General features: G+C 41.3%; 19 protein-coding genes. 9 read left to right on the top strand and 10 right to left on the bottom strand.

Features of this window, described 5'->3' with window-relative positions:
* Positions 1–57: 57 nt before the first annotated feature.
* From F886_RS12700 to abaQ, 6 genes are all read right to left on the bottom strand, one after another.
* The gene (locus tag F886_RS12700) at positions 58–1,431 is read right to left on the bottom strand and encodes a nucleobase:cation symporter-2 family protein (RefSeq protein ID WP_005305912.1); all 1,374 of its coding nucleotides are present in this window, start codon (positions 1,429–1,431) and stop codon (positions 58–60) included.
* A gap of 50 nt (positions 1,432–1,481) precedes the next feature.
* A complete protein-coding gene (uraH, locus tag F886_RS12705; protein WP_005305915.1) occupies positions 1,482–1,817 on the bottom strand; it encodes a hydroxyisourate hydrolase in 336 nt (111 codons plus the stop codon).
* Positions 1,817–2,317 (bottom strand): 2-oxo-4-hydroxy-4-carboxy-5-ureidoimidazoline decarboxylase, encoded by a 501-nt coding sequence (gene uraD, locus F886_RS12710; RefSeq protein WP_005305918.1) that lies wholly within the window; start codon positions 2,315–2,317, stop codon positions 1,817–1,819. The genes uraH and uraD overlap by 1 nt, the downstream gene beginning before the upstream one ends.
* Before the next feature lie 260 nt (positions 2,318–2,577).
* Positions 2,578–4,152, bottom strand: coding sequence for an aldehyde dehydrogenase (NADP(+)) (locus F886_RS12715; RefSeq protein ID WP_005305921.1), 1,575 nt, complete (start codon positions 4,150–4,152; stop codon positions 2,578–2,580).
* A gap of 10 nt (positions 4,153–4,162) precedes the next feature.
* The gene (gene araD1 / locus F886_RS12720; protein WP_005305924.1) at positions 4,163–5,161 is read right to left on the bottom strand and encodes an AraD1 family protein; all 999 of its coding nucleotides are present in this window, start codon (positions 5,159–5,161) and stop codon (positions 4,163–4,165) included.
* Positions 5,162–5,171: 10 nt separating this feature from the next.
* A complete protein-coding gene (gene abaQ / locus F886_RS12725) occupies positions 5,172–6,476 on the bottom strand; it encodes a multidrug efflux MFS transporter AbaQ (RefSeq protein WP_005305927.1) in 1,305 nt (434 codons plus the stop codon).
* 169 nt (positions 6,477–6,645) lie between these two features.
* Here abaQ and F886_RS12730 point away from each other — a divergent pair, with 169 nt between their 5' ends.
* Positions 6,646–8,379 (top strand): IlvD/Edd family dehydratase, encoded by a 1,734-nt coding sequence (locus tag F886_RS12730; protein ID WP_005305930.1) that lies wholly within the window; start codon positions 6,646–6,648, stop codon positions 8,377–8,379.
* 83 nt (positions 8,380–8,462) lie between these two features.
* Positions 8,463–9,179 (top strand): FadR/GntR family transcriptional regulator, encoded by a 717-nt coding sequence (locus tag F886_RS12735; protein WP_005305933.1) that lies wholly within the window; start codon positions 8,463–8,465, stop codon positions 9,177–9,179.
* 66 nt (positions 9,180–9,245) lie between these two features.
* Here the strand turns inward: F886_RS12735 and F886_RS12740 are convergent, their stop codons facing one another.
* Complete coding sequence (locus tag F886_RS12740; RefSeq protein WP_005305936.1) at positions 9,246–10,040, bottom strand: TorF family putative porin; 795 nt, start codon at positions 10,038–10,040, stop codon at positions 9,246–9,248.
* An 81-nt stretch (positions 10,041–10,121) separates the two neighbouring features.
* Positions 10,122–11,036, bottom strand: coding sequence for a LysR family transcriptional regulator (locus F886_RS12745; RefSeq protein WP_005305939.1), 915 nt, complete (start codon positions 11,034–11,036; stop codon positions 10,122–10,124).
* A gap of 100 nt (positions 11,037–11,136) precedes the next feature.
* Between F886_RS12745 and F886_RS12750 the strand changes: the two genes are divergently transcribed.
* The 7 genes from F886_RS12750 to pcaD all read left to right on the top strand — a co-directional run bounded on the left by F886_RS12750 (position 11,137) and on the right by pcaD (position 17,591).
* A complete protein-coding gene (locus tag F886_RS12750; RefSeq protein WP_005305941.1) occupies positions 11,137–12,243 on the top strand; it encodes a muconate/chloromuconate family cycloisomerase in 1,107 nt (368 codons plus the stop codon).
* A gap of 23 nt (positions 12,244–12,266) precedes the next feature.
* Complete coding sequence (gene catC / locus F886_RS12755; protein WP_005305945.1) at positions 12,267–12,557, top strand: muconolactone Delta-isomerase; 291 nt, start codon at positions 12,267–12,269, stop codon at positions 12,555–12,557.
* A 161-nt stretch (positions 12,558–12,718) separates the two neighbouring features.
* The gene (gene catA / locus F886_RS12760; protein WP_034591335.1) at positions 12,719–13,639 is read left to right on the top strand and encodes a catechol 1,2-dioxygenase; all 921 of its coding nucleotides are present in this window, start codon (positions 12,719–12,721) and stop codon (positions 13,637–13,639) included.
* Positions 13,640–13,774: 135 nt separating this feature from the next.
* Positions 13,775–14,446, top strand: a complete 672-nt coding sequence (locus tag F886_RS12765; RefSeq protein ID WP_005305950.1) for a 3-oxoacid CoA-transferase subunit A — start codon at positions 13,775–13,777, stop codon at positions 14,444–14,446.
* An 18-nt stretch (positions 14,447–14,464) separates the two neighbouring features.
* Complete coding sequence (locus F886_RS12770; protein WP_005305953.1) at positions 14,465–15,118, top strand: 3-oxoacid CoA-transferase subunit B; 654 nt, start codon at positions 14,465–14,467, stop codon at positions 15,116–15,118.
* 468 nt (positions 15,119–15,586) lie between these two features.
* Positions 15,587–16,801 (top strand): 3-oxoadipyl-CoA thiolase, encoded by a 1,215-nt coding sequence (pcaF, locus tag F886_RS12775; protein ID WP_005305956.1) that lies wholly within the window; start codon positions 15,587–15,589, stop codon positions 16,799–16,801.
* A gap of 10 nt (positions 16,802–16,811) precedes the next feature.
* Positions 16,812–17,591 (top strand): 3-oxoadipate enol-lactonase, encoded by a 780-nt coding sequence (pcaD, locus tag F886_RS12780; RefSeq protein ID WP_005305959.1) that lies wholly within the window; start codon positions 16,812–16,814, stop codon positions 17,589–17,591.
* 68 nt (positions 17,592–17,659) lie between these two features.
* On the opposite strand, the gene F886_RS12785 is transcribed toward pcaD, so the two are convergent.
* Together F886_RS12785 and F886_RS12790 are read right to left on the bottom strand one after the other, a co-directional pair.
* Positions 17,660–19,147, bottom strand: a complete 1,488-nt coding sequence (locus tag F886_RS12785) for an NAD-dependent phenylacetaldehyde dehydrogenase (RefSeq protein ID WP_005305962.1) — start codon at positions 19,145–19,147, stop codon at positions 17,660–17,662.
* 33 nt (positions 19,148–19,180) lie between these two features.
* Positions 19,181–20,398, bottom strand: a complete 1,218-nt coding sequence (locus tag F886_RS12790; protein WP_081402264.1) for a hypothetical protein — start codon at positions 20,396–20,398, stop codon at positions 19,181–19,183.
* Positions 20,399–20,452 lie beyond the last annotated feature (54 nt).

The following is a 20,452-nucleotide window of genomic DNA, read 5'->3' on the forward strand; positions in this document are numbered from 1 at the left end:
ATTTTTGCGAATGAAAATGCGGTTAAATTAGAATGTCTAATCCCTAACCGGTGTCGATCAATGCCCTGAATTTATGGGCGTAGTTGCAACATCAACAGACTTTTTGCTAAACGGTAAGTGGTTAAAAATAATATTGAGCAAAATGGCAGTGATACAGGCAGAACTAATACCTGAATGTAATAGGGTTTTTACCCATGTCGGAAATTGCGCATAAAACTCTTGGTTTACAATTGGAATCATGCCGATTGTGAGTGAAGTAGCCACAATAATCAGATTTTTATGATCGTTATAATCTACTTTGGCTAGAGTTCGTATTCCACTGGCAGCAACAGTACCGAATAATACAATGCCTGCGCCACCTAAAACCGGCATCGGAATTGATGCAACAAAGCGGCCAATAACAGGTAATAAGCCCAAGATAATTAAAATTCCACCAGCCGTTGCCACCACAAAACGGCTTTTAATGCCTGTAATTGCAACCAGACCTACATTTTGAGCAAAGGCGGTTTGCATGAATGAACCAAAGATTGGGGAAATTGCACTCGATAGCATATCTGCACGTAGACCATCACCTATGCGTTTTGAATCAACTTTAGTTCCAACGATTTCACCAATCGCAATAATATCAGCCGTGGTTTCAGTCATGATTACCAAAGTAACAATTACCATGGAAAGAATGGCAGAAAATTCAAATACAGGAGAACCAAAATGGAAGAAACTTGGAAAAGCAAAAATAGGACCCGTACTTACGCTTGAGAAGTCAGTAAAGCCTGCAATATAGGCAATTACTGTACCCAAAACGATTGCTGCAAGAATCGCAAGGCGGCGCAGAATCTGATTTTGCAACATACTAAAAATAATCACAATCGCTAGCGTAATTACCGCCAAACCAGTATTAGTCGGATCTCCCCAGTTTTCAGCTTTCGGGTTTCCCCCCATAATCCAGCGGATCGCAACAGGTGTGAGCGAAATACCAATCATGGTAATGACGCATCCTGTAACCACAGGTGGAAAGAAGCGGATAATTTTTGCAAAGAATGGTGTAATCAACAAACCAATTAGAGATGCGACAATCACCGCACCAAACGCAGATGGCAAACCACCACCGGTACTCACAATTGCTAAAATAGTGGCAACCCCAGCAAAAGACACCCCTTGCACAATCGGTAGTTTTGCACCGAAATATTTAAAACCAATGGTTTGTATAACTGTAGCGAGGCCTCCCACAAATAAGGCAGCAGCCACTAACAAGCCAATCTCTGAAGCATCTAGACCAGCAGCTGCACCAATAATCAATGGCGGTGCAATAATTCCACCGTACATGGTCAACACATGCTGCAAACCATATAAGATGTTTTTATTCATCCCTAAATATTGATGTTCTGCTGAGATATGTGGATCTCGTTCTGGATTTATATTGTCTTGATGCATGGGTTAGTTCCTCAAATTAAATTCATGATGTCCATATTGCTTGGGTTGATTTAGCTGCCACGATATGTTGAATATGAAAAAGGACTGATCAATAGAGGCACGTGATAGTGCTGGTGAATATCATTGACTTTAAAATCAATACAGACTCTCGGGTAAAAGCTATTGGTATTTAGGGCCTTAAAATAATCCGCCACTTCAAAAACCAATTGATAATGACCACGAATAAATGAGTCGAGATTGAATGCTTGAATACGTCCATCTGCATCAGTGAACTGTTCATCGATTAAAATATATCCATGGCTCGTTTCCTCAAATAACTTCACCAATACTTGAGTTGCTGGCTGGCCGAGTGATGCATTTAAAATATGTGTGCTGATACCCGCCATTATTGAATCTCCTGATTTAAGCGAAGAAGTGCAATTTCACTTAGTTGCTGCCTCACTTCGGTTTGCTCTTGCTCCACTGTGTTTACTAAACGACGTTGTAACTCAGACAAAATCTGTTGGCCGGAACGTCCTGCGGCACGAATCAGAAAAATATGTCCAAATTTGTACTCGTAATCTAAATTGCCCTGATATAGAGCTAGTTGTAATACAGCATCTGTTTCTATTTGTGCTTGTTCACGTTGGGAGAATTGCTGTTCTTTTCCGGACAAAACTGCCGCTGCTTTTTTCTCCCCAATACGTGGATGCTTAGCCAACGCTTCAGAAATTTCCGACCATTGCCAAGTAGCAGCTTGCTCATCTGCTGCCTGATAAAGCTGTTCTTTAGAGGAATAAGGACGTTTCTGGATCAATTCAGAAACCCAAGTTGGGATATGCGCACAGGCTTGTAAGACCAGCCGAGCCTGGCTAGAAGCTAATTGATTAAAAGTTTCGAGTTGCATATCCGCTCCAATTTAATGCATTGTCTGACTGGTCTGACCAGATACATTGAATTAAGCAACAAATATGCCAGTTTAAATGAGATAGGCTTTCTAATAGTTCCACATTCAATCGGTTTAAAACTACTTCAGGCTTATTTAAATGCAAATAAAAGAAATAAAATTCTTTCAAAATAACTTTATGTAGACTTTTGAACAGTATCCTTAGAGATAGAAAACAAAAAATAAAAAAGAGACCAGTTTGTGGTCTCTTTTTTAATTGATTAGATAGCTGCTTTAGTCATTTCACCATTCACCAATCTTAAAATCTGCAATGGATTGCTGTCTTTTAAAGCTTCTGGCAATAAGCTTTGTGGATAGTTTTGGTAACACACAGGTCTCAAGTAACGGTCAATTGCCAAAGTTCCAACCGATGTTCCTCGGGCATCTGAAGTGGCTGGGTATGGCCCACCGTGTACCATGGCATCACAAACTTCAACACCGGTTGGGTAGCCATTTATGAGTAATCGTCCAGCTTTCTCTTCTAACACCGGAACCACATCTGCAAACTCTGTTAAATCTGTTTCATCAGCAATTAACGTCGCAGTCAGCTGACCATTCATGCTTTGTAATGCCCGAATGAGTTGGGCTTTATCTGCCACTTCAATGATGACTGTGGTTGGCCCAAAGATTTCTTCTTGCAGAAGTTGGTCGCCGGCCAGTAACAACTCAACATCCGCTTTAAAAAGTTGAGGTTGTGCCTGATTGCCTTGCTGGGTTTGGCCTGCCAAATGTTCAATGCCTTGATGCTGGGTTAAGTGCTCAAGACCAGCGGTATAGCTTTTTAATGTTCCGGCATTCAGCATAGTTTCTGCAGGTTTGCCACCCATAATTTCGGTTAGGTTGCTAATAAGCTGAGTAAACTCGGCTGATTTAATACCTAAAATTAAACCCGGATTGGTACAGAACTGACCACAGCCTAAAACAACTGAATCTGCCAAATCCTGTGCAATCTTTTCACAACGGTTTTTTAAGGCTTCTGGCAACATCAGCATCGGGTTAATGCTGCTCATTTCAGCAAACACCGGAATCGGTTGTGGACGGGCTGCCGCCATATCACATAAAGCGCGACCACCACGAAGTGATCCCGTAAAACCTACAGCTTGTATTAAAGGATGTTTCACTAAAGGTTCACCTACGCCATTACCATAGATCATGTTAAATACGCCTTTAGGCATATTTGATTTTTCTACGGCACGCTCAATAGCCTGAGCTACAAAGTCTGCTGCGGCCATATGTCCGCTATGCGCTTTCACAACTACAGAGCAACCTGCTGCCAGTGCCGAAGCAGTGTCACCACCTGCAGTTGAGAATGCTAAAGGAAAGTTACTTGCCCCAAAGACTGCCACAGGACCAACACCGATTTTAATCTGGCGCAAATCTGGGCGAGGTAAAGGCTGACGCTCAGGTAAAGCGGTATCAATACGGGCACCTAAAAAATCACCACGGCGTAACACTTTGGCAAACAGGCGCATTTGTCCACTGGTACGGCCACGTTCACCTTGTAAACGTGCCAGCGGTAAAGCCGTTTCCTGTGATACGATTTCAAGAAAATCTGTACCTAGAGCATCGAGCTCATCGGCAATATTTTCTAAAAAGGTAGCACGCTGTTCAGGTGAAGTATGGCGGTAAGTCTTAAAAGCTTGGCTTGCTGCATCACAAGCCTGATTGATTTCCTGTTCGGTTGCATGGTGAAACTCATAAGGCAGATTTTCGCCAGTTGTTGCATTGACACTTTTTAGTAAAGTGGAACTTTGTGCGCTGCGTAAACCGACAATAAAGTTGTGTCCGATAACCATTTTATATTCCTTAGAGTGTGATAACTGAACCGATCGGTAGCTCTGGTTGTGTATGGGCAAGCTTATTTTTGAGTGGAAGTCCAAATTCTTTCATCTCTATTTCAAACTCATCGTTGACTTGTGCCTGAATACCATCAGCAAAAGACAAAGTGGCTGTACCGAAATAGTGAATATGAACATCCCCTGCTTTTAAGAATTGTTGATACTTAAAGTGGTGATATTCCAGATTTGCTAAGCTATGGCACATATTGTCTTCACCCGACAAAAACTCTTTTTCCCAAATGATTTGTCCATCACGGCGCAAGCGGCTGGTTCCCACTAAATGTTTCGGTAATTCGCCTGTCCGTAAAGCTGGACCAAAACTACAAAAACGTAATTTTGAATGCGCAAGATATAAATAATTACGACGTTCCATCACGTGATCAGAATATTCATTGCCCAGCGCAAACCCGATTCGATAAGGCTTTAAGTCTTCTCCAATCACATAGAGGCCTGCAATTTCAGGTTCTTCGCCGCCGTCTTCGGCAAATGGTGGTAAAGGTAATTCAGCTCCCGGCCTTACCACAATTGAACCGTCGCCTTTATAAAACCATTCCGGTTGTGCACCGATCTGACCTTGTGCTGGACGGCCCTTTTGAAGGCCCCATTGAAATATCCGCATGGTGTCGGTCACCGAGCTGTCATCGCTTAAATTTTGTTGATGCATTTTGTCGCGTGCAGATGCAGAACCTAAATGGGTTAAGCCTGTACCCGAAACTAGACAGTGTGTTGGGTCTGGATGGTCTAAAGGCGGCAGTACCTTTAAGTCAGCTAATAAAGATGAATAATCATAGGTCTCCGCTTCAAACCCTAACGCCTCAACTTGTTGCTCCAATGAAACTTTATTGCAGATTGCTAAAAGTGCTAAATCACGAACCGATTGAATATCTTTAACCGGATATGCCATGTTGCCTTCTACTTTGGCAACAGCACGTTGATTTGCACGATTTTCAAATTGAATAATTTGCATGTTTTATTCCTTACAAAGGCTTTTGAATATTCACTGTTTGTGTTTTTTGACGTTCTAGCTTGGTATAGACGATGTAAGTCAAAATCAGACCAAAAAGCATGACGATAGATAAGAAATACAAACCAGCAGCCATATTTCCTGTGTATTCTTTTAAAAGTCCGATGCCAAATGGCCCGACATAGCCACCTAAATTTCCAACAGAGTTAATTAAGGCGATACCAGCCGCTGCACTTGCACCCGTTAAGAAACGACCCGGTAATGTCCAAAACACGGCAGTCGATGAAAATAGACAGAACGCAACTACAGCCAAAGCTGCCAACTGCATGACTGGAGAATTTAGCCAAGCACTTAAAAACATTGCACAAGCACCTAGTGCATACAGAAAACTTAAGTGTCCGTAACGATCGTTCAGGCGGTCAGTACTACGCGGAATAATGAGGAGTCCAATAATTCCAAAAACGTAGGGAATGCTAGATAAGAAGCCAATTTGAAGATCAGTACCACCTCCAAATTGCTTAATAATAGAAGGCAACCAGAGATTTAAACCATAAATACTTAAAGTTACTGGTAAATAGTAGAGTGCTAATAAAAGTACGCGTTTGTCTTTTAAGGCATGCAGTGGATTGGCATGTCGAGTTTGATCGTATTCGGCTTCATCTTTAACAAGTTCATTTTTAAGCCATTGTTTTTGTTCAATGCTTAACCATTTCACTTTATCAATGTTATCGGGCAGCCACAGGAATGTCGGTAGAGCTAATAAAACTGCAGGTAAGCCGACTGCAATGAATAACCATTGCCAACCATGTAAGTTTGCGATGCCATCCATTCCAAGTAATAGACCAGCTAAAGGCCCAGCAATCATCATGGCAATTGGTTGTGAAAGTACAAACATTCCCATAATTTTTCCGCGATGCCGCACGGGATACCACTGCGTAATTAGGTATAAAACACCCGGGAAAAAACCCGCTTCTGCTACACCAAGCAAAAACCGTAACAGATAAAAACTTTTAGGGCCTTGAATAAGCGCCATGGCCATGGTGATTAAACCCCATGTTAATAAAATGCGGGTAAACCATTTACGAGCACCAAATTTGTCTAAAAGCAAATTACTTGGAACTTCAAAAAGAAAATATCCAATAAAAAATAAGCCAGCTCCTAGACCATAGGCTGCATCACCAATTCCTACATCTGCACCCATATGCAAATGAGCAAACCCAACAGCGGCTCGATCAATGTATGCCACCAGATATAGTATGACTAATGCAGGTATCAGCTTAAACGTGACCGTCCGTATTACATCCTTTTCGAAATCCATGTTCGACTCCATTTCCTATTATTTACTTATAGAGCATCTTGCTCGTAAATTATCCTTTCAATTTAAAATATAGTAATACTATTTAAATTTCAAACCTTTTAAAAATAAAATTTATGGTGTATTTTTAAATTAATTAATTCTAATAGTAATACTATATAGGGAAATTTGTATGAATAACAAACAAGTTCTTCGTTCGGCTGCCTGGTTTGGTACAACGGATAAAAATGGCTTTATGTATCGCAGCTGGATGAAGAACCAAGGAATTCCAGATCATGAGTTTCAAGGCAAGCCCATTATTGGAATTTGTAATACGTGGTCTGAACTCACCCCATGTAATGCGCATTTTCGAAAAATTGCCGAGCATGTAAAAAAAGGGATTTTAGAAGCGGGCGGCTACCCTGTTGAATTTCCTGTGTTTTCAAATGGTGAGTCTAATTTACGTCCTACCGCCATGTTTACACGCAACTTGGCCAGTATGGATGTTGAAGAAGCTATTCGTGGTAACCCTATTGACGGTGTGGTGTTACTGACAGGTTGTGACAAAACCACCCCTGCATTATTAATGGGTGCTGCAAGTTGTGATATTCCTGCCATTGTAGTGACTGGCGGACCAATGCTGAATGGTAAGCACAAAGGTAAAGACATTGGTGCAGGTACCATCGTTTGGCAAATGCATGAAGAACTCAAAGCAGGCAAAATTGATTTAAATGAATTTTTATCTGCCGAGTCTGGTATGTCACGCTCGGCTGGTACGTGTAATACCATGGGCACAGCTTCTACAATGGCGTGTATGGCTGAAGCCTTAGGCACTTCTTTACCACACAATGCGGCGATTCCAGCGGTAGATTCTCGCCGTTATGTGTTGGCTCATCTTTCTGGTATGCGTATTGTTGATATGGTTCATGAAGATTTACGCCTTTCTAAAATCTTAACCAAAGAAGCTTTCGAAAATGCCATTAAAATCAATGCAGCTATTGGTGGTTCAACCAATGCCGTAATTCATTTAAAAGCAATTGCCGGACGTATTGGGGTTGATTTACAACTCGATGACTGGAACCGTGTCGGCCGTGGCATGCCAACCATTGTCGACTTACAGCCTTCGGGTCGTTTTTTAATGGAAGAATTTTATTATAGCGGCGGCTTACCAGCCGTAATCCGTCGAATGGGCGAAGCTAATCTCTTACCACATCCACATGCTTTAACCGTAAATGGTCAAGCCATTTGGGAAAATTGCCAGCAATCACCTATTTATAACGATGAAGTGATTCGGGAAATAGACAATCCAATTCGACAAGATGGCGGCATGTGTATTTTACGCGGTAATTTAGCCCCTAAAGGTGCGGTGCTTAAACCGTCTGCCGCAACACCAGAACTGATGGAACACCGTGGTCGTGCAGTCGTATTTGAAAACTTTGATGATTATAAAGCCCGCATTAATGACCCAGACCTTGATGTCGATGAAACTTGTATTCTTGTGATGAAAAATGCTGGGCCTAAAGGCTACCCGGGCATGGCTGAGGTTGGCAATATGGGATTGCCTCCAAAGGTTTTAGCTAAAGGCATTACTGACATGGTTCGTATTTCCGACGCACGTATGAGTGGAACTGCGTATGGCACGGTCGTTTTACATGTTGCCCCTGAAGCTATGGCGGGTGGGCCTTTGGCCGTAGTTCAAAATGGTGACTTTATCGAACTTGATGCCTATGCTGGGAAACTTCACCTAGAAGTGAGTGATGAAGAACTTAAGCAACGTCTTGAGAATTTAGCACCTCCAGCTCCGCCAAGTTTTATTGGTGGCTACCGCAAACTCTATGTAGAACATGTTTTACAAGCAGACGAAGGTTGTGATTTTGATTTCTTAGTCGGTTGCCGAGGCTCGGAAGTTCCACGTCATTCTCATTAATATTTATTCTTGAAAAAGATGATCTTGTTAAAACACAAGGTCATCTATACCATAGGATATTCAACATGTCGTAATAGTGAAATATGAGTAAAGCTGACTATAAAAATCCTATTCCAAGCAAAAGCCAACATGCATTAATTGTTCAACAATTGGGATTAAAAATTGTTTCTGGAGAAATTTCAGAAAATGAAAAACTCCCAAGTGAAGTTGATTTATGTGAGGAATATAAAGTCAGCCGCCCTGTCTTTCGCGAAGCAATCCGTGTTTTAAACGCGAAAGGCTTAACTTACTCAAGACCAAAAATCGGAACTGTGGTGAGACCTAAAGAAGAATGGCATTTGCTCGATCCTGATGTATTGTTTTGGTTGATTCAAACCACGCCTGAACATGAGTTTTTTAAAACCCTTTCTACCGTACGACGCGTTTTGGAACCTGAGCTTGCTTATATTGCGGCAAGTACGGCAACTGATGAAGATATTGAACGTATTAAACATGCCTATGATGGGATGGAAAAAGCGACAACAGTTGAAGAATTTATCGAGCCAGATATTCAATTTCACTTGGCAATTGCCAAAGCAACGCATAACGACTTATTGGCTTATATGTCGAAAATGCTGGTTTTACCTTTACAACAATCAATTCAAGTCACCAGTCTACGTCCAAATTTACAAGGCCATTCACTACCTAGACATAAAGCAATTTTAACTGCGATTGAAAATAAAGATCCGCTTTCTGCTCGCCATGCTTCACTGGTTCAGTTAGATGATACTAAAATGGCATATGATTTAATTAAAAAATAATTTTTATATATTAAATATTTAGCCTGATCACTCAAAACAGAGTAATCAGGCTTTTTTATTTATAAATTAGAACACCTTTTTAACTGAGACAGTAAATGTCGAGTCAATCGGATTTGAAACAGGTGCGTCTGCCTCACCATTGCTATACTTTTTATAATAAGCATTTTTATCCCATGCCTTGGTATAGGCTAATCCTGTACTCCAACCATCACCTAAATCTTTAATGAGTTCGGCTTTAACATCCTGAAAGTTCGACTCTGAAAAGTTTTTGATTCTTTCATAGCCATAGTGAGCACCAAGAGTCCAAGTGTCACTGATAGGCTGGGTAAAGTTAAGATCTAAATAACTTGATCCTCTCGACCTTTTACCAGCAGGTCCCCCCATGGTTTTAGAGTTATAACCAGCATAATCTGGTGTGTAAGTCACAAAGTATTTAAGGCTTAAAGGACCATAGCCAATTTGAGGTACGATCTCACCATAGTTATAACTGCTACTCCCCGTTTCTGGTGTACTTTTCGCACCTGGGTAGTAGTAGTAAAAAACCGACATCCCAATTGAAAATTTATCGATTGTTTTTAAATAACCTGTATAAAAATCCCATTCAACCGAGGCATCTCGCAGATAGTTAGAGCTGACACTTGATGCCCAAGTCCCTACAAAAAAACCATTAGGATTGGCATAATCCAATCCACCTTGTAAGGCTGGTTTACCCCATGTTTGTTGGAAACCACGTGAAATATATTGACTAGCAAAAGTAACATTTGCGCTATATGGAGAGGTTTTTTCTTGTTCTTTTAATTGTTCTGCATGTACAACGTTAGTAGACATAATAAGTGAAACTAAACCTAAAATTTTTCTCATTCAATAATTCCTTTTACATATTACCTATAGGTTTAAAGTTTTAAAATAACATGATAATTCAATTTAAAACGTATTAAAAAGTTATAAATTTAGATTTCTCGACACTTCTTCTTGGCTATAGATCTCTTCAATACAATCTAAAATTTTAGGAATATAAGAACTTTGGTCCATGTTACGCATGGATAGAGAAATGGGACTATAAGCCTCTAAATCTAAGATATTTAAATAAGTTAGATTCTTCATTCCAATATCACAGGCACTTTCTGGAATAATACATATACCCTCGCCCGATGCCACCAAACCAAGCGCCATGTGAATTTCTCGTACTTCAGTCAGCTTCGCTGGTATTAAACCTAACTTGGTAAATAAAGCTTGAATAGTGGTCGAAAAATTAGGCTTAGGTGTCGTTGGGTAAGAAAAAATCGTCTCATTGATAATTTGAGATAAGTAAATTCCTGAATCTTGAAATTCACTTAAGGGATGTTTTTTATGAATCGCGAGTTTTAATTTTTCTTTTCTGAGTAAAAGTCTCTTAATGGCTGGATCACTAATGGGTAAGCGACCAAAACCTAAATCGATTTTACCTAACTTTAAAGCCTCAACCTGATCTCTTGTGCCACATTCAATAAGCTCGACATGAATGTCAGGATTCTTTTGTCTAAATAGATAAATGACCTGTGGTAAACGCCCATACAGAAGTGAACTGACATAGCCAACTTTCACAATGTTCTCTACCAACTTCATTTTTTTAGCCATCGAAGCAGCTTGAGCGGTATGCGTTAAAATTTGAACGGCATGTTGGTAAAAAAACAGCCCTGCTTCTGTCACTTTTAATGGACGTGACCCTTTCACAAACAAATCAATGCCTAATTCTTCTTCTAGTTTTTTGATTTGACGCGTGAGTGGTGGCTGGGCAATAAAAAGCTTTTCAGCCGCTTTAGTCAGACTTTGTTCTTCCACAACGGTAACAAAATAACGTAGATGTCTTAATTCCATTAATATACCTTTTTAGTATCTTAAAATACCGTTCTATATCTATTTTAGGCTATTACATTCTTCTATGGTATGTAAACAAGTTCGTAATAGTTGAAACTTCATGTATAGAACCATAGAAACCATACTTGTGGATATTCCAACTATCCGTCCTCACCAGTTGTCTGTGACTACCATGCGTACTCAGACTTTGGTGCTCGTTAAAATTACGACCACGGATGGTATTGTCGGTTGGGGTGAAGCGACCACCATTGGTGGACTGAACTATGGTGAAGAAAGTCCTGAAAGTGTCAAAGCCAATATTGATACTTACTTTGCACCATTACTCGCATCAGTTAAAGATTTAAATGTGGCTCAAACACTAAAACTGATTCGTAAGAATATTAATGGTAACCGTTTCGCGAAATGTGCCATTCAGACCGCTCTACTTGATATTCAGGCAAAACGTTTAGGCGTGCCGTTAAGTGAAGTTTTAGGTGGCCGTCTGCGTAATAGTTTACCTGTACTTTGGACGCTCGCGTCTGGTGACACAGAAAAAGATATTGCTGAAGCTCGAAAAATGATTGAGTTGAAACGTCATAACACGTTCAAACTCAAAATCGGTGCACGCCATTTGCAACACGATGTTGATCATGTGATTGCAATTAAAAAAGCACTAGGTGCAGATATTAGTGTACGTGTTGACGTAAATCGTGCATGGTCAGAGCTGGAATGTATTCAAGGTATTCAACAACTGCAAGATGGCGGGATTGATTTAATTGAACAGCCATGCGCGATTCAAAATACTGAAGCACTTGCTCGCTTAACACGTCGTTTTGATGTCGCAATCATGGCAGATGAAGCGTTAACGGGTCCTGACAGTGCATACCGGATTGCAAAAAGTCATGGTGCAGATGTATTTGCCGTGAAAATTGAACAATCAGGCGGTCTGATCGAGGCATGTGAAGTTGCCAAGATTGCAGGTTTGGCTGGAATCGATCTTTATGGCGGCACTATGCTTGAAGGCCCTGTAGGTAGCATTGCTTCTGCTCATGCATTTGCAACCTTTGAAACATTAGCGTTTGGTACTGAATTATTTGGTCCGTTATTGCTTACCGAAGAAATTTTGAAAGAACCGCTACGTTACGAAAACTTTGAATTGCACTTGCCAACGGCTCCAGGCTTAGGCATTGAAATTGATGAAGAGAAAGTCGAGAAGTTACGTCGTTAAGGCAATAGGATAAGGAGTTTCCCATGTTATTTCATGTACGTATGGATGTGCATATCCCACTTGATATGCCAGCCGACAAAGCAAATGAAATTAAGGCCATTGAAAAGGCTTATTCGCAAGATTTACAACGCCAAGGTAAATGGCGTCACATCTGGCGAGTTACAGGCCAGTATTCAAACATCAGTATTTTTGATGTTGAGAGCAATGAAGAGTTGCACAATATTTTACAGGGATTACCTCTTTATCCTTACATGAACATCGAAGTGATGGCACTTAATCGTCACCCTTCATCTGTTCGTGATGATGATTCGTAATCTAAGAAAATAGTTTGAGTGTGTGGTCTGAAGCACATTCAAAAAGTGAATATATTTATTCAGAAGGTAACAAGGAACGTGGCGGCACTTATTCGCTAGCAAAACAACATGCCCGCAGCGCTGCCACCCAAAACCGTATTGCATACTTAAGGAGTTTTAGTATGAACCGTCAACAAATTGATGCGCTTGTAAAACAAATGAATGTCGACACAGCTAAAGGCGAAGTCGATGCACGTGTTCAGCAGATTGTAGTGCGCCTTCTCGGGGATTTATTTCAAGCGATCGAAGACTTAGACATCCAACCTTCAGAAGTATGGAAAGGTTTGGAATATTTCACAGACGCAGGTCAAGCAAACGAACTTGGTCTTTTGGCAGCTGGCTTAGGTTTAGAGCACTATCTTGATTTACGTGCAGATGAAGCCGATGCAAAAGCTGGCGTTACGGGTGGCACACCTCGTACCATTGAAGGCCCACTTTATGTAGCGGGCGCGCCTGAAACCGTTGGTTTTGCTCGTATGGATGATGGCACTGAGTCTGGCAAAATTGATACCTTAATTATTGAAGGTACCGTAACTGATACTGATGGCAATATCATTGAAAATGCTAAAGTTGAAGTATGGCATGCCAACAGTTTGGGTAACTATTCATTCTTTGATAAGTCTCAATCTGACTTTAACTTACGCCGTAGTATTTTGACTGATGCTAATGGTAAATATGTTGCATTAACGACGATGCCTGTTGGGTATGGTTGCCCTCCTGAAGGTACAACTCAGGCCCTTCTAAACAAGTTAGGCCGTCATGGTAACCGTCCATCTCACGTTCACTACTTCGTTTCAGCACCAGGTTTCCGCAAGCTTACAACTCAATTCAACATTGAGGGTGATGAGTACTTATGGGACGACTTTGCCTTCGCAACTCGTGATGGCTTAGTGGCAACAGCAGTTGATGTATCTGATCCAGCTGAAATCCAACGCCGTGGTTTAGATCACGCTTTCAAACACATCACATTTAACATCGAACTTGTTAAAGATGCCGCTGCTGCTCCGTCAACTGAAGTTGAACGTCGTCGTGCTAGTGCTTAATTGAAAGTGTATGTGAGTTAAAAGTTCGCTTTTGACTCACAAAATTTATTCCATTTATTACTACCATTAAGAATTTAAATAAATTTTTAGCGGTAGTAATAACATCACGTTACCTCATGCTCTAAGGTTTCTCACATGATTGACAAAAGTAAGTCCTCTCTTAGCGAGGTACTATCGCAGATTAAAGATGGTGCAACCATTCTGATTGGTGGTTTTGGTACCGCAGGACAACCCGCTGAACTCATTGACGGACTAATTGAACTGGGTATTAAAGACCTGACTATTGTGAGTAATAACGCCGGTAATGGCGATTATGGCCTGGCTAAACTGCTTAAAGCTGGTTCGGTTAAAAAAGTAATCTGTTCTTTCCCACGTCAGTCAGACTCTTATGTTTTTGATGAACTTTACCGTGCTGGAAAGGTTGAGCTTGAAGTGGTACCGCAAGGTAATCTGGCTTGTCGTATTCAAGCTGCTGGTATGGGCCTAGGCGCTGTATTTACTCCAACAGGCTTTGGAACACTTTTAGCTGAAGGCAAAGAAACCCGTCAGATCGATGGTAAAGATTACGTACTTGAATATCCGATTAAAGCTGACTTTGCCTTGATTAAAGCCTACAAGGGCGACCGTTGGGGCAATCTGGTTTACCGTAAATCTGCACGTAACTTTGGCCCAATTATGGCCATGGCTGCGGATGTCACCATTGTTCAGGTGTCTGAAGTGGTTGAGCTAGGTGGCTTAGATCCAGAGCACATCATCACCCCAGGTATTTTTGTACAGCACGTTGTACAAGTACAGCCCGCGCAGTAAGCAATAAGGAGAAATAACATGAGCTACCAGAAACTCAGCCGTGACCAGATTGCAAAACGTGTGGCACAAGATATTCCAGATGGCGCCTATGTGAACTTGGGTATTGGTTTACCAACCAAGATTGCAAGCTACTTACCTGACGACAAAGATATTTTCCTTCATTCTGAAAATGGCCTATTGGCTTTTGGTCCACCGCCAGCAGCAGGTGAAGAAGACCCGGAACTGATTAATGCGGGTAAAGAGTTTGTAACCATGCTTGAAGGCGGCAGCTTTTTCCACCATGGCGACTCATTTGCGATGATGCGTGGTGGTCACCTTGATATTGCCGTACTCGGTGCATTTCAGGTTGCTGCGAATGGTGATTTGGCGAACTGGCACACGGGTGCACCAGATGCGATTCCAGCGGTAGGTGGTGCGATGGATTTAGCTGTAGGTGCTAAAAAAGTATTTATCACCACAGACCATGTGACCAAGCAAGGTGAGCCGAAGATTGTGGCTGAGCTGAGCTATCCGGTTACGGGTAAACACTGTGTTGACCGTATTTACACCGATCTTTGTGTGATTGACGTGACTAAAGATGGTTTAAAGGTGATTGAGAAAGTGGAAGGTCTTAGCTTTGATGAGTTACAGGCTTTAACGGGTGCAACTTTGATTGATGCGACTCAAGGGTAAGATTTAAACAGCCCCAAATTACGAGTTAAAGCAAAAGTTTTTTGTATAAGTAATGCCTTACTTTTTAAAGATAAAAAGTAACAAAAATCTTTTGTTACTCAGACACAACATCCCTGTTGTGCTGAGCAACGAGGCGGCATCCATGTCGCCACCGCGAAACACAGAATGGAACTCCTTGAATACTGTTCTTGCTTATTAATTTGGTTTTTACCGTAATTCGCTATTGTGACAGGCGACATGGATGTCGCCCGTTGGACAGGGAGGCATGGAAGCCTCCTCTGTTCAACAAAGGTTTTTGGTTACTTTTTTAAAAAAGTGACAAGAATTAGCTACTGGCATTTGACTCAACACGATAAGACTCTGTCATGACTACTTTTAACTTAGTAACCATGATGATCGCCAGCAAACTCTGGAAAAGTCTAACGATGTGGCAATGACAGCAATAGATTTCAAAATGGAAATGTAAGAATGAAAAACGCTTATATCATCGATGCCATCCGTACTCCATTCGGCCGTTATGCTGGTGGTCTTGCTCCTGTTCGTGCCGATGACCTTGGCGCTGTGCCGATTAAAGCCCTCATGCAACGCAACCCCAATGTAGATTGGGAACAGGTCGATGATGTGATCTATGGTTGTGCGAACCAAGCCGGTGAAGATAACCGTAACGTGGGCCGTATGTCAGCTTTACTTGCAGGTTTACCGTATCAGGTGCCAGCAACCACCATTAACCGTTTGTGTGGTTCATCACTCGATGCCATTGCCATTGCTGCCCGTGCCATTAAAGCAGGTGAAGCAAACTTGGTGATTGCAGGTGGTGTAGAAAGCATGAGCCGTGCACCTTATGTGATGGGTAAGTCTGACAGTGCTTTTGGCCGTAGCCAGAAGATTGAAGACACCACCATGGGATGGCGTTTCATTAACCCTAAACTTAAAGAATTGTATGGTGTAGACACCATGCCCCAGACTGCCGAAAACGTCGCTGAACAGTTTAACGTGAATCGTGCAGATCAGGACCAGTTTGCCTTGGTGAGCCAACAACGCACCGCAAGCGCGCAAGCCAAAGGCTTTTTTTCTAAAGAAATCGTGGCAGTTGAAATCCCTCAGCGTAAGGGTGATGCTGTTGTGATTGATACTGATGAACATCCTCGTGCATCAACCACCCTTGAAGCTTTAAGCAAACTTAAACCTGTTGTTAAAGCAGATGGTTCTGTGACTGCAGGTAATGCTTCAGGCATTAACGATGGTGCTGCGGCTCTACTGATTGCTTCTGATGAGGCAGTTCAAGCTTACAACCTCAAACCGCGTGCCAAGATCATTGCTTCAACAGCAGTCGGTGTAGAACCACGCATTATGGGTTTTGCTCCGGCACCAGCCATTAAAAAACTACTGAAACAAGCCAACCTGACTTTAGAGCAGATGGATGTGATTGAGCTTAACGAAGCTTTTGCTGCTCAGGCTTTGGCCGTGACCCGTGATTTAGGTTTAGCAGATGATTCTGACAAGGTAAATCCAAACGGTGGTGCAATTGCATTAGGCCATCCACTTGGTGCATCAGGTGCACGCTTAGTGACTACAGCCCTAAACCAGCTTGAGCAAACAGGTGGTCGTTACGCTATGTGTTCAATGTGTATTGGTGTAGGCCAAGGCATTGCTTTGATTATTGAACGTGTTGAAGCACTTTAAGGAGAAACAAATGCCATCTTTTCAAGCTGCCGATGCACAAATTAACTATCAAACTTTTGGCGAGCCGTCGTCCCCTGCTCTGGTGTTTTCCAATTCTTTGGGCACCAATTATGGTATGTGGCAAAAACAGTTTAATGAGTTAAAAGATCAATTTTTTGTGATCTGTTATGACACACGTGGTCACGGTTCATCATCTACGCCTGACGGTCCATATACTGTAGAGCAATTAGGTGAAGATGTTGTCCGTTTACTGGATCATCTAAATATTAGCAAAGCTGCTTTTTGTGGAATTTCTATGGGTGGTTTAACAGGTCAATGGCTTGCGATTCACTACCCTGACCGTTTTAGTCATGTAGTTGTGGCAAATACTGCCGCTAAAATTGGACAAGAACAGGCATGGCTTGACCGTGCAAAATTAGTACGTGAGCAAGGTTTACAACCGATCGCAGCTACAGCAGCTTCGCGATGGTTTACAGATCCCTTTATCCAAAGTCATGCTTCAATCGTCAACAACCTGTGTAACGACTTAAGTGCTGGCAGCGCAATGGGTTATGCCAATTGTTGTGAGGCTTTGGCTAAAGCGGATGTCCGTGAGCAGTTAAAAGACATCAAAATTCCTGTATTAGTCGTTGCTGGAACTCAAGACCCTGTAACAACCGTTGCAGATGGTGAATTTATGCAGCAACGCATTCCACAATCAAAACTTGCAGAAATAGATGCTTCTCATATTTCCAATGTAGAACAATCAGAAGCTTTTAATAAAATCCTAAAAGATTTTTTAGTGAGCTAATTTTAAGTTTAAGAATTAAAAAAATGGCCTTTATAGGCCATTTTTTATATCTCGCAGAATCTTAAAACTTAGTACCGAATCATGACCGATTTTAATTCGGTGTAATCTTCAATAAATGCATCTGAAAACTCTCTGCCAATTCCTGAAGCTTTTACCCCGCCAAATGGAACTGATGGATCTAAGAACGTATGCATATTGACCCACAAGGTGCCTACTTCAATCTTAGGAATTAAACGTAAAGCTTTAGATAAGTCATTTGTCCAGATACTTGCGGTTAAACCAAAGCGCGACTGATTCATCAGTTGAACGAGTTCTTCATCAGTTTCGAATGGCATTACCCCAACCACTGGACCAAAAGTTTCCTCTGAAAATAAAGGATCATCCGTATTTTTAAAGGAAATTAAAGTCGGTTGTACAAAATATCCTGTCTGATCTAGAGCCTCCCCCCCTGCAATAATCTGGTTGTTAGCTTTAGCCATATCTAAATAATGTTTCACTTTATGAAAGTGTGGCTGATTAGAGAGTGGACCAAACATACTTCCCTCGTCCATAGCCGATCCAATTTTAAAACTAGAGAGTGCTTTAGAGAGTTTCTCGACAAGTTCATCATATTTTGTATGGTGTACAAAAAACCGCTCTGGCGATGCGCAAACTTGGCCTTGATGTACAAAAGTTGCTTGCAACAAAGTTGGTAAAATCTCATCAATATTTGCATCGGCCAAAACGGCTATTGCATTTTTACCGCCCAGCTCTAGACTTACCCGAGTTAAATCACTGCTCATCGCAAGTTTACCAATCGCAATACCTGTGGGCACTGAACCTGTAAAAGAGACTTTCTTAACGAGTGGTGATTCAATTAAATATTGTCCTGTATCGCCTTTACCTGTAACCACATTAATCACACCAGCTGGAATACCGGCCTCAATGGCAAGTTCGGCTAACCGTAATAAAGACAAACTGGCAAACTCACTTGGCTTAAGCACAATGGTACAGCCAGTTGTTAAAGCTGAGCCAATTTTCCAAACACCAATCATTAGTGAAAAATTCCAAGGCACAATCCCTGCAACCACACCAATCGGTTGTCTTAAAGTAAAGGCCGTATATTTTTCACCTTGCATAGACGGAATAGAGGGCTGCATGGTTTGACCATTAATTTTGGTTGCCCAACCAGCAAAATATCTCAAGAAAATAACGGATTGTACGACCTCAAGATGACGGGAAATATTGATAAGTTTTCCAGTAGACAACGATTCGAGCTGTGCAAGTTCTTCACTATGTTGCTCAATTAAATCTGCTAGCTTGTTCAGTTTAATGCCACGCTCATACGGCGTAGTTTCAGCCCAAGCATTTTGAAAAGCATGTTCAGCACTTTTCACCGCACTATCTACATCTTGTTGACTACCAATACTAATTTGAGCAACAACTTGTTCAGTCGATGGATTCACAATATCCACTTTATCCAAAAGCTCAGCAGCAACTAACTTTCCATCAATAAAATGTCCATGTTGACGTGCCATAAATTGCTGCACGTTTTGTAAAATCTGAACTTCACTCATTTTTATTTCTCTCAATTCATTTAAAAGGATCTATTAATAGATGTATTGCAAAATTAACTGCGCATAGACATTGGTTTTGTCATCGTAGTTTTGTGTACCACCACTATGGATATCGTGTTTCGGTTTATAGAGTCCCACTAAAGGAATAACATTGAGTTTTTTATTGACTGACCAGACTGAAAAGACATCCAGCTCATGTCCATCCACATTGCTTAAAGACTTATTTACTGTTTTAAACTTATAGGCCAAAGCACCCAACATAAAATTTTCTTGCAAGTTCATCATGTAAGAAACTTGATGAATATCTGCATTTTTATTGAATGGCCCAGCATAATTTCCGGCAACTTCACCTTGAAACCATGTGCCAAAGCCGACCGTATTTCCATAAAACATAGGGTCGTATTGGTCTGAAAAATGGCTAAAACGATAGCCTAATGAGGGCGTATATTTTGAAGATAAAAAGTTATAGTTCAGCGCTAAATAGCCAGCATTTTCTTTGCCATCTTTTTTATCTTGCACCACAAACTCAGTTTTGAGCTGTAATTCTGGTAAAGGTTGATAATTCAAACGTAAAGCATAGTTTTTAAGATCTTTGCGCCCTGAAACGTGTTCAGCATCATCAAGGTCTAATACATTTAAATAGGTGAACCCAACGCCCTTATCTTTAAGCTGATACATCAGATCAGTCACAAAGAGTTCAGGTGAAAATTGTGCTTTATTGTCGGACTTTAAATAAGCCAGTTTTAAGGTTGTGTTCTCTTGCGGTTTGTATTGAAGCAAACTTGTAAAATCAAAGCTTCGACGAGCTGCCAGATAATATGCCCCGCCACGGTCTAATGTACCATCCGCAGGCGCTTTACCGAGATTTAATGCATCACCTGCAATGAAGAACCCGTCACCAATCATGATATTTTGCCGACCAATACTTAAATCATAGGTGGTCAACTCATCTTTATTGGTACCGTCTTTAAAACCAATGATCCATTCATTCACATCCGTTTTACGTTCTTTGCCATTACTATTTTGGCCAGCGTCGCCATCACCAAATGTTGCCGAGCTAATACCGCTCAAGCTTGCATAGAGCTGATTGTTTTTAAAGGTATATTGCCCTTTAGCACCATATTTAAGATGACCTTCTTGCCAATTGACTCTTTCATCATCTAGGTTTTCGCCGTTATAGCTTTTACCGCTACTAAAAGCCCCAAAAGTTGCTTCAAAAGTTGGCTTAATTTCAAGCTCACCAGCATGCACAGTTGAAAAAAATGAGACAAAGAGAGTCCCTCTCACAACCTGAGAAAATAAATT

The organism is Acinetobacter sp. NIPH 542, from assembly GCF_000369825.1.
Lineage (GTDB): Bacteria > Pseudomonadota > Gammaproteobacteria > Pseudomonadales > Moraxellaceae > Acinetobacter > Acinetobacter oleivorans.

What these genes read in the sequence shown, in the direction of transcription:
- F886_RS12700 (WP_005305912.1), bottom strand. Translation starts at nt 1,431, where the DNA reads ATGCATCAAGACAATATAAATCCAGAACGAGATCCACATATCTCAGCA.
- uraH (WP_005305915.1), bottom strand. Translation starts at nt 1,817, where the DNA reads ATGGCGGGTATCAGCACACATATTTTAAATGCATCACTCGGCCAGCCA.
- uraD (WP_005305918.1), bottom strand. Translation starts at nt 2,317, where the DNA reads ATGCAACTCGAAACTTTTAATCAATTAGCTTCTAGCCAGGCTCGGCTG.
- F886_RS12715 (WP_005305921.1), bottom strand. Translation starts at nt 4,152, where the DNA reads ATGGTTATCGGACACAACTTTATTGTCGGTTTACGCAGCGCACAAAGT.
- araD1 (WP_005305924.1), bottom strand. Translation starts at nt 5,161, where the DNA reads ATGCAAATTATTCAATTTGAAAATCGTGCAAATCAACGTGCTGTTGCC.
- abaQ (WP_005305927.1), bottom strand. Translation starts at nt 6,476, where the DNA reads ATGGATTTCGAAAAGGATGTAATACGGACGGTCACGTTTAAGCTGATA.
- F886_RS12730 (WP_005305930.1), top strand. Translation starts at nt 6,646, where the DNA reads ATGAATAACAAACAAGTTCTTCGTTCGGCTGCCTGGTTTGGTACAACG.
- F886_RS12735 (WP_005305933.1), top strand. Translation starts at nt 8,463, where the DNA reads ATGAGTAAAGCTGACTATAAAAATCCTATTCCAAGCAAAAGCCAACAT.
- F886_RS12740 (WP_005305936.1), bottom strand. Translation starts at nt 10,040, where the DNA reads ATGAGAAAAATTTTAGGTTTAGTTTCACTTATTATGTCTACTAACGTT.
- F886_RS12745 (WP_005305939.1), bottom strand. Translation starts at nt 11,036, where the DNA reads ATGGAATTAAGACATCTACGTTATTTTGTTACCGTTGTGGAAGAACAA.
- F886_RS12750 (WP_005305941.1), top strand. Translation starts at nt 11,137, where the DNA reads ATGTATAGAACCATAGAAACCATACTTGTGGATATTCCAACTATCCGT.
- catC (WP_005305945.1), top strand. Translation starts at nt 12,267, where the DNA reads ATGTTATTTCATGTACGTATGGATGTGCATATCCCACTTGATATGCCA.
- catA (WP_034591335.1), top strand. Translation starts at nt 12,719, where the DNA reads ATGAACCGTCAACAAATTGATGCGCTTGTAAAACAAATGAATGTCGAC.
- F886_RS12765 (WP_005305950.1), top strand. Translation starts at nt 13,775, where the DNA reads ATGATTGACAAAAGTAAGTCCTCTCTTAGCGAGGTACTATCGCAGATT.
- F886_RS12770 (WP_005305953.1), top strand. Translation starts at nt 14,465, where the DNA reads ATGAGCTACCAGAAACTCAGCCGTGACCAGATTGCAAAACGTGTGGCA.
- pcaF (WP_005305956.1), top strand. Translation starts at nt 15,587, where the DNA reads ATGAAAAACGCTTATATCATCGATGCCATCCGTACTCCATTCGGCCGT.
- pcaD (WP_005305959.1), top strand. Translation starts at nt 16,812, where the DNA reads ATGCCATCTTTTCAAGCTGCCGATGCACAAATTAACTATCAAACTTTT.
- F886_RS12785 (WP_005305962.1), bottom strand. Translation starts at nt 19,147, where the DNA reads ATGAGTGAAGTTCAGATTTTACAAAACGTGCAGCAATTTATGGCACGT.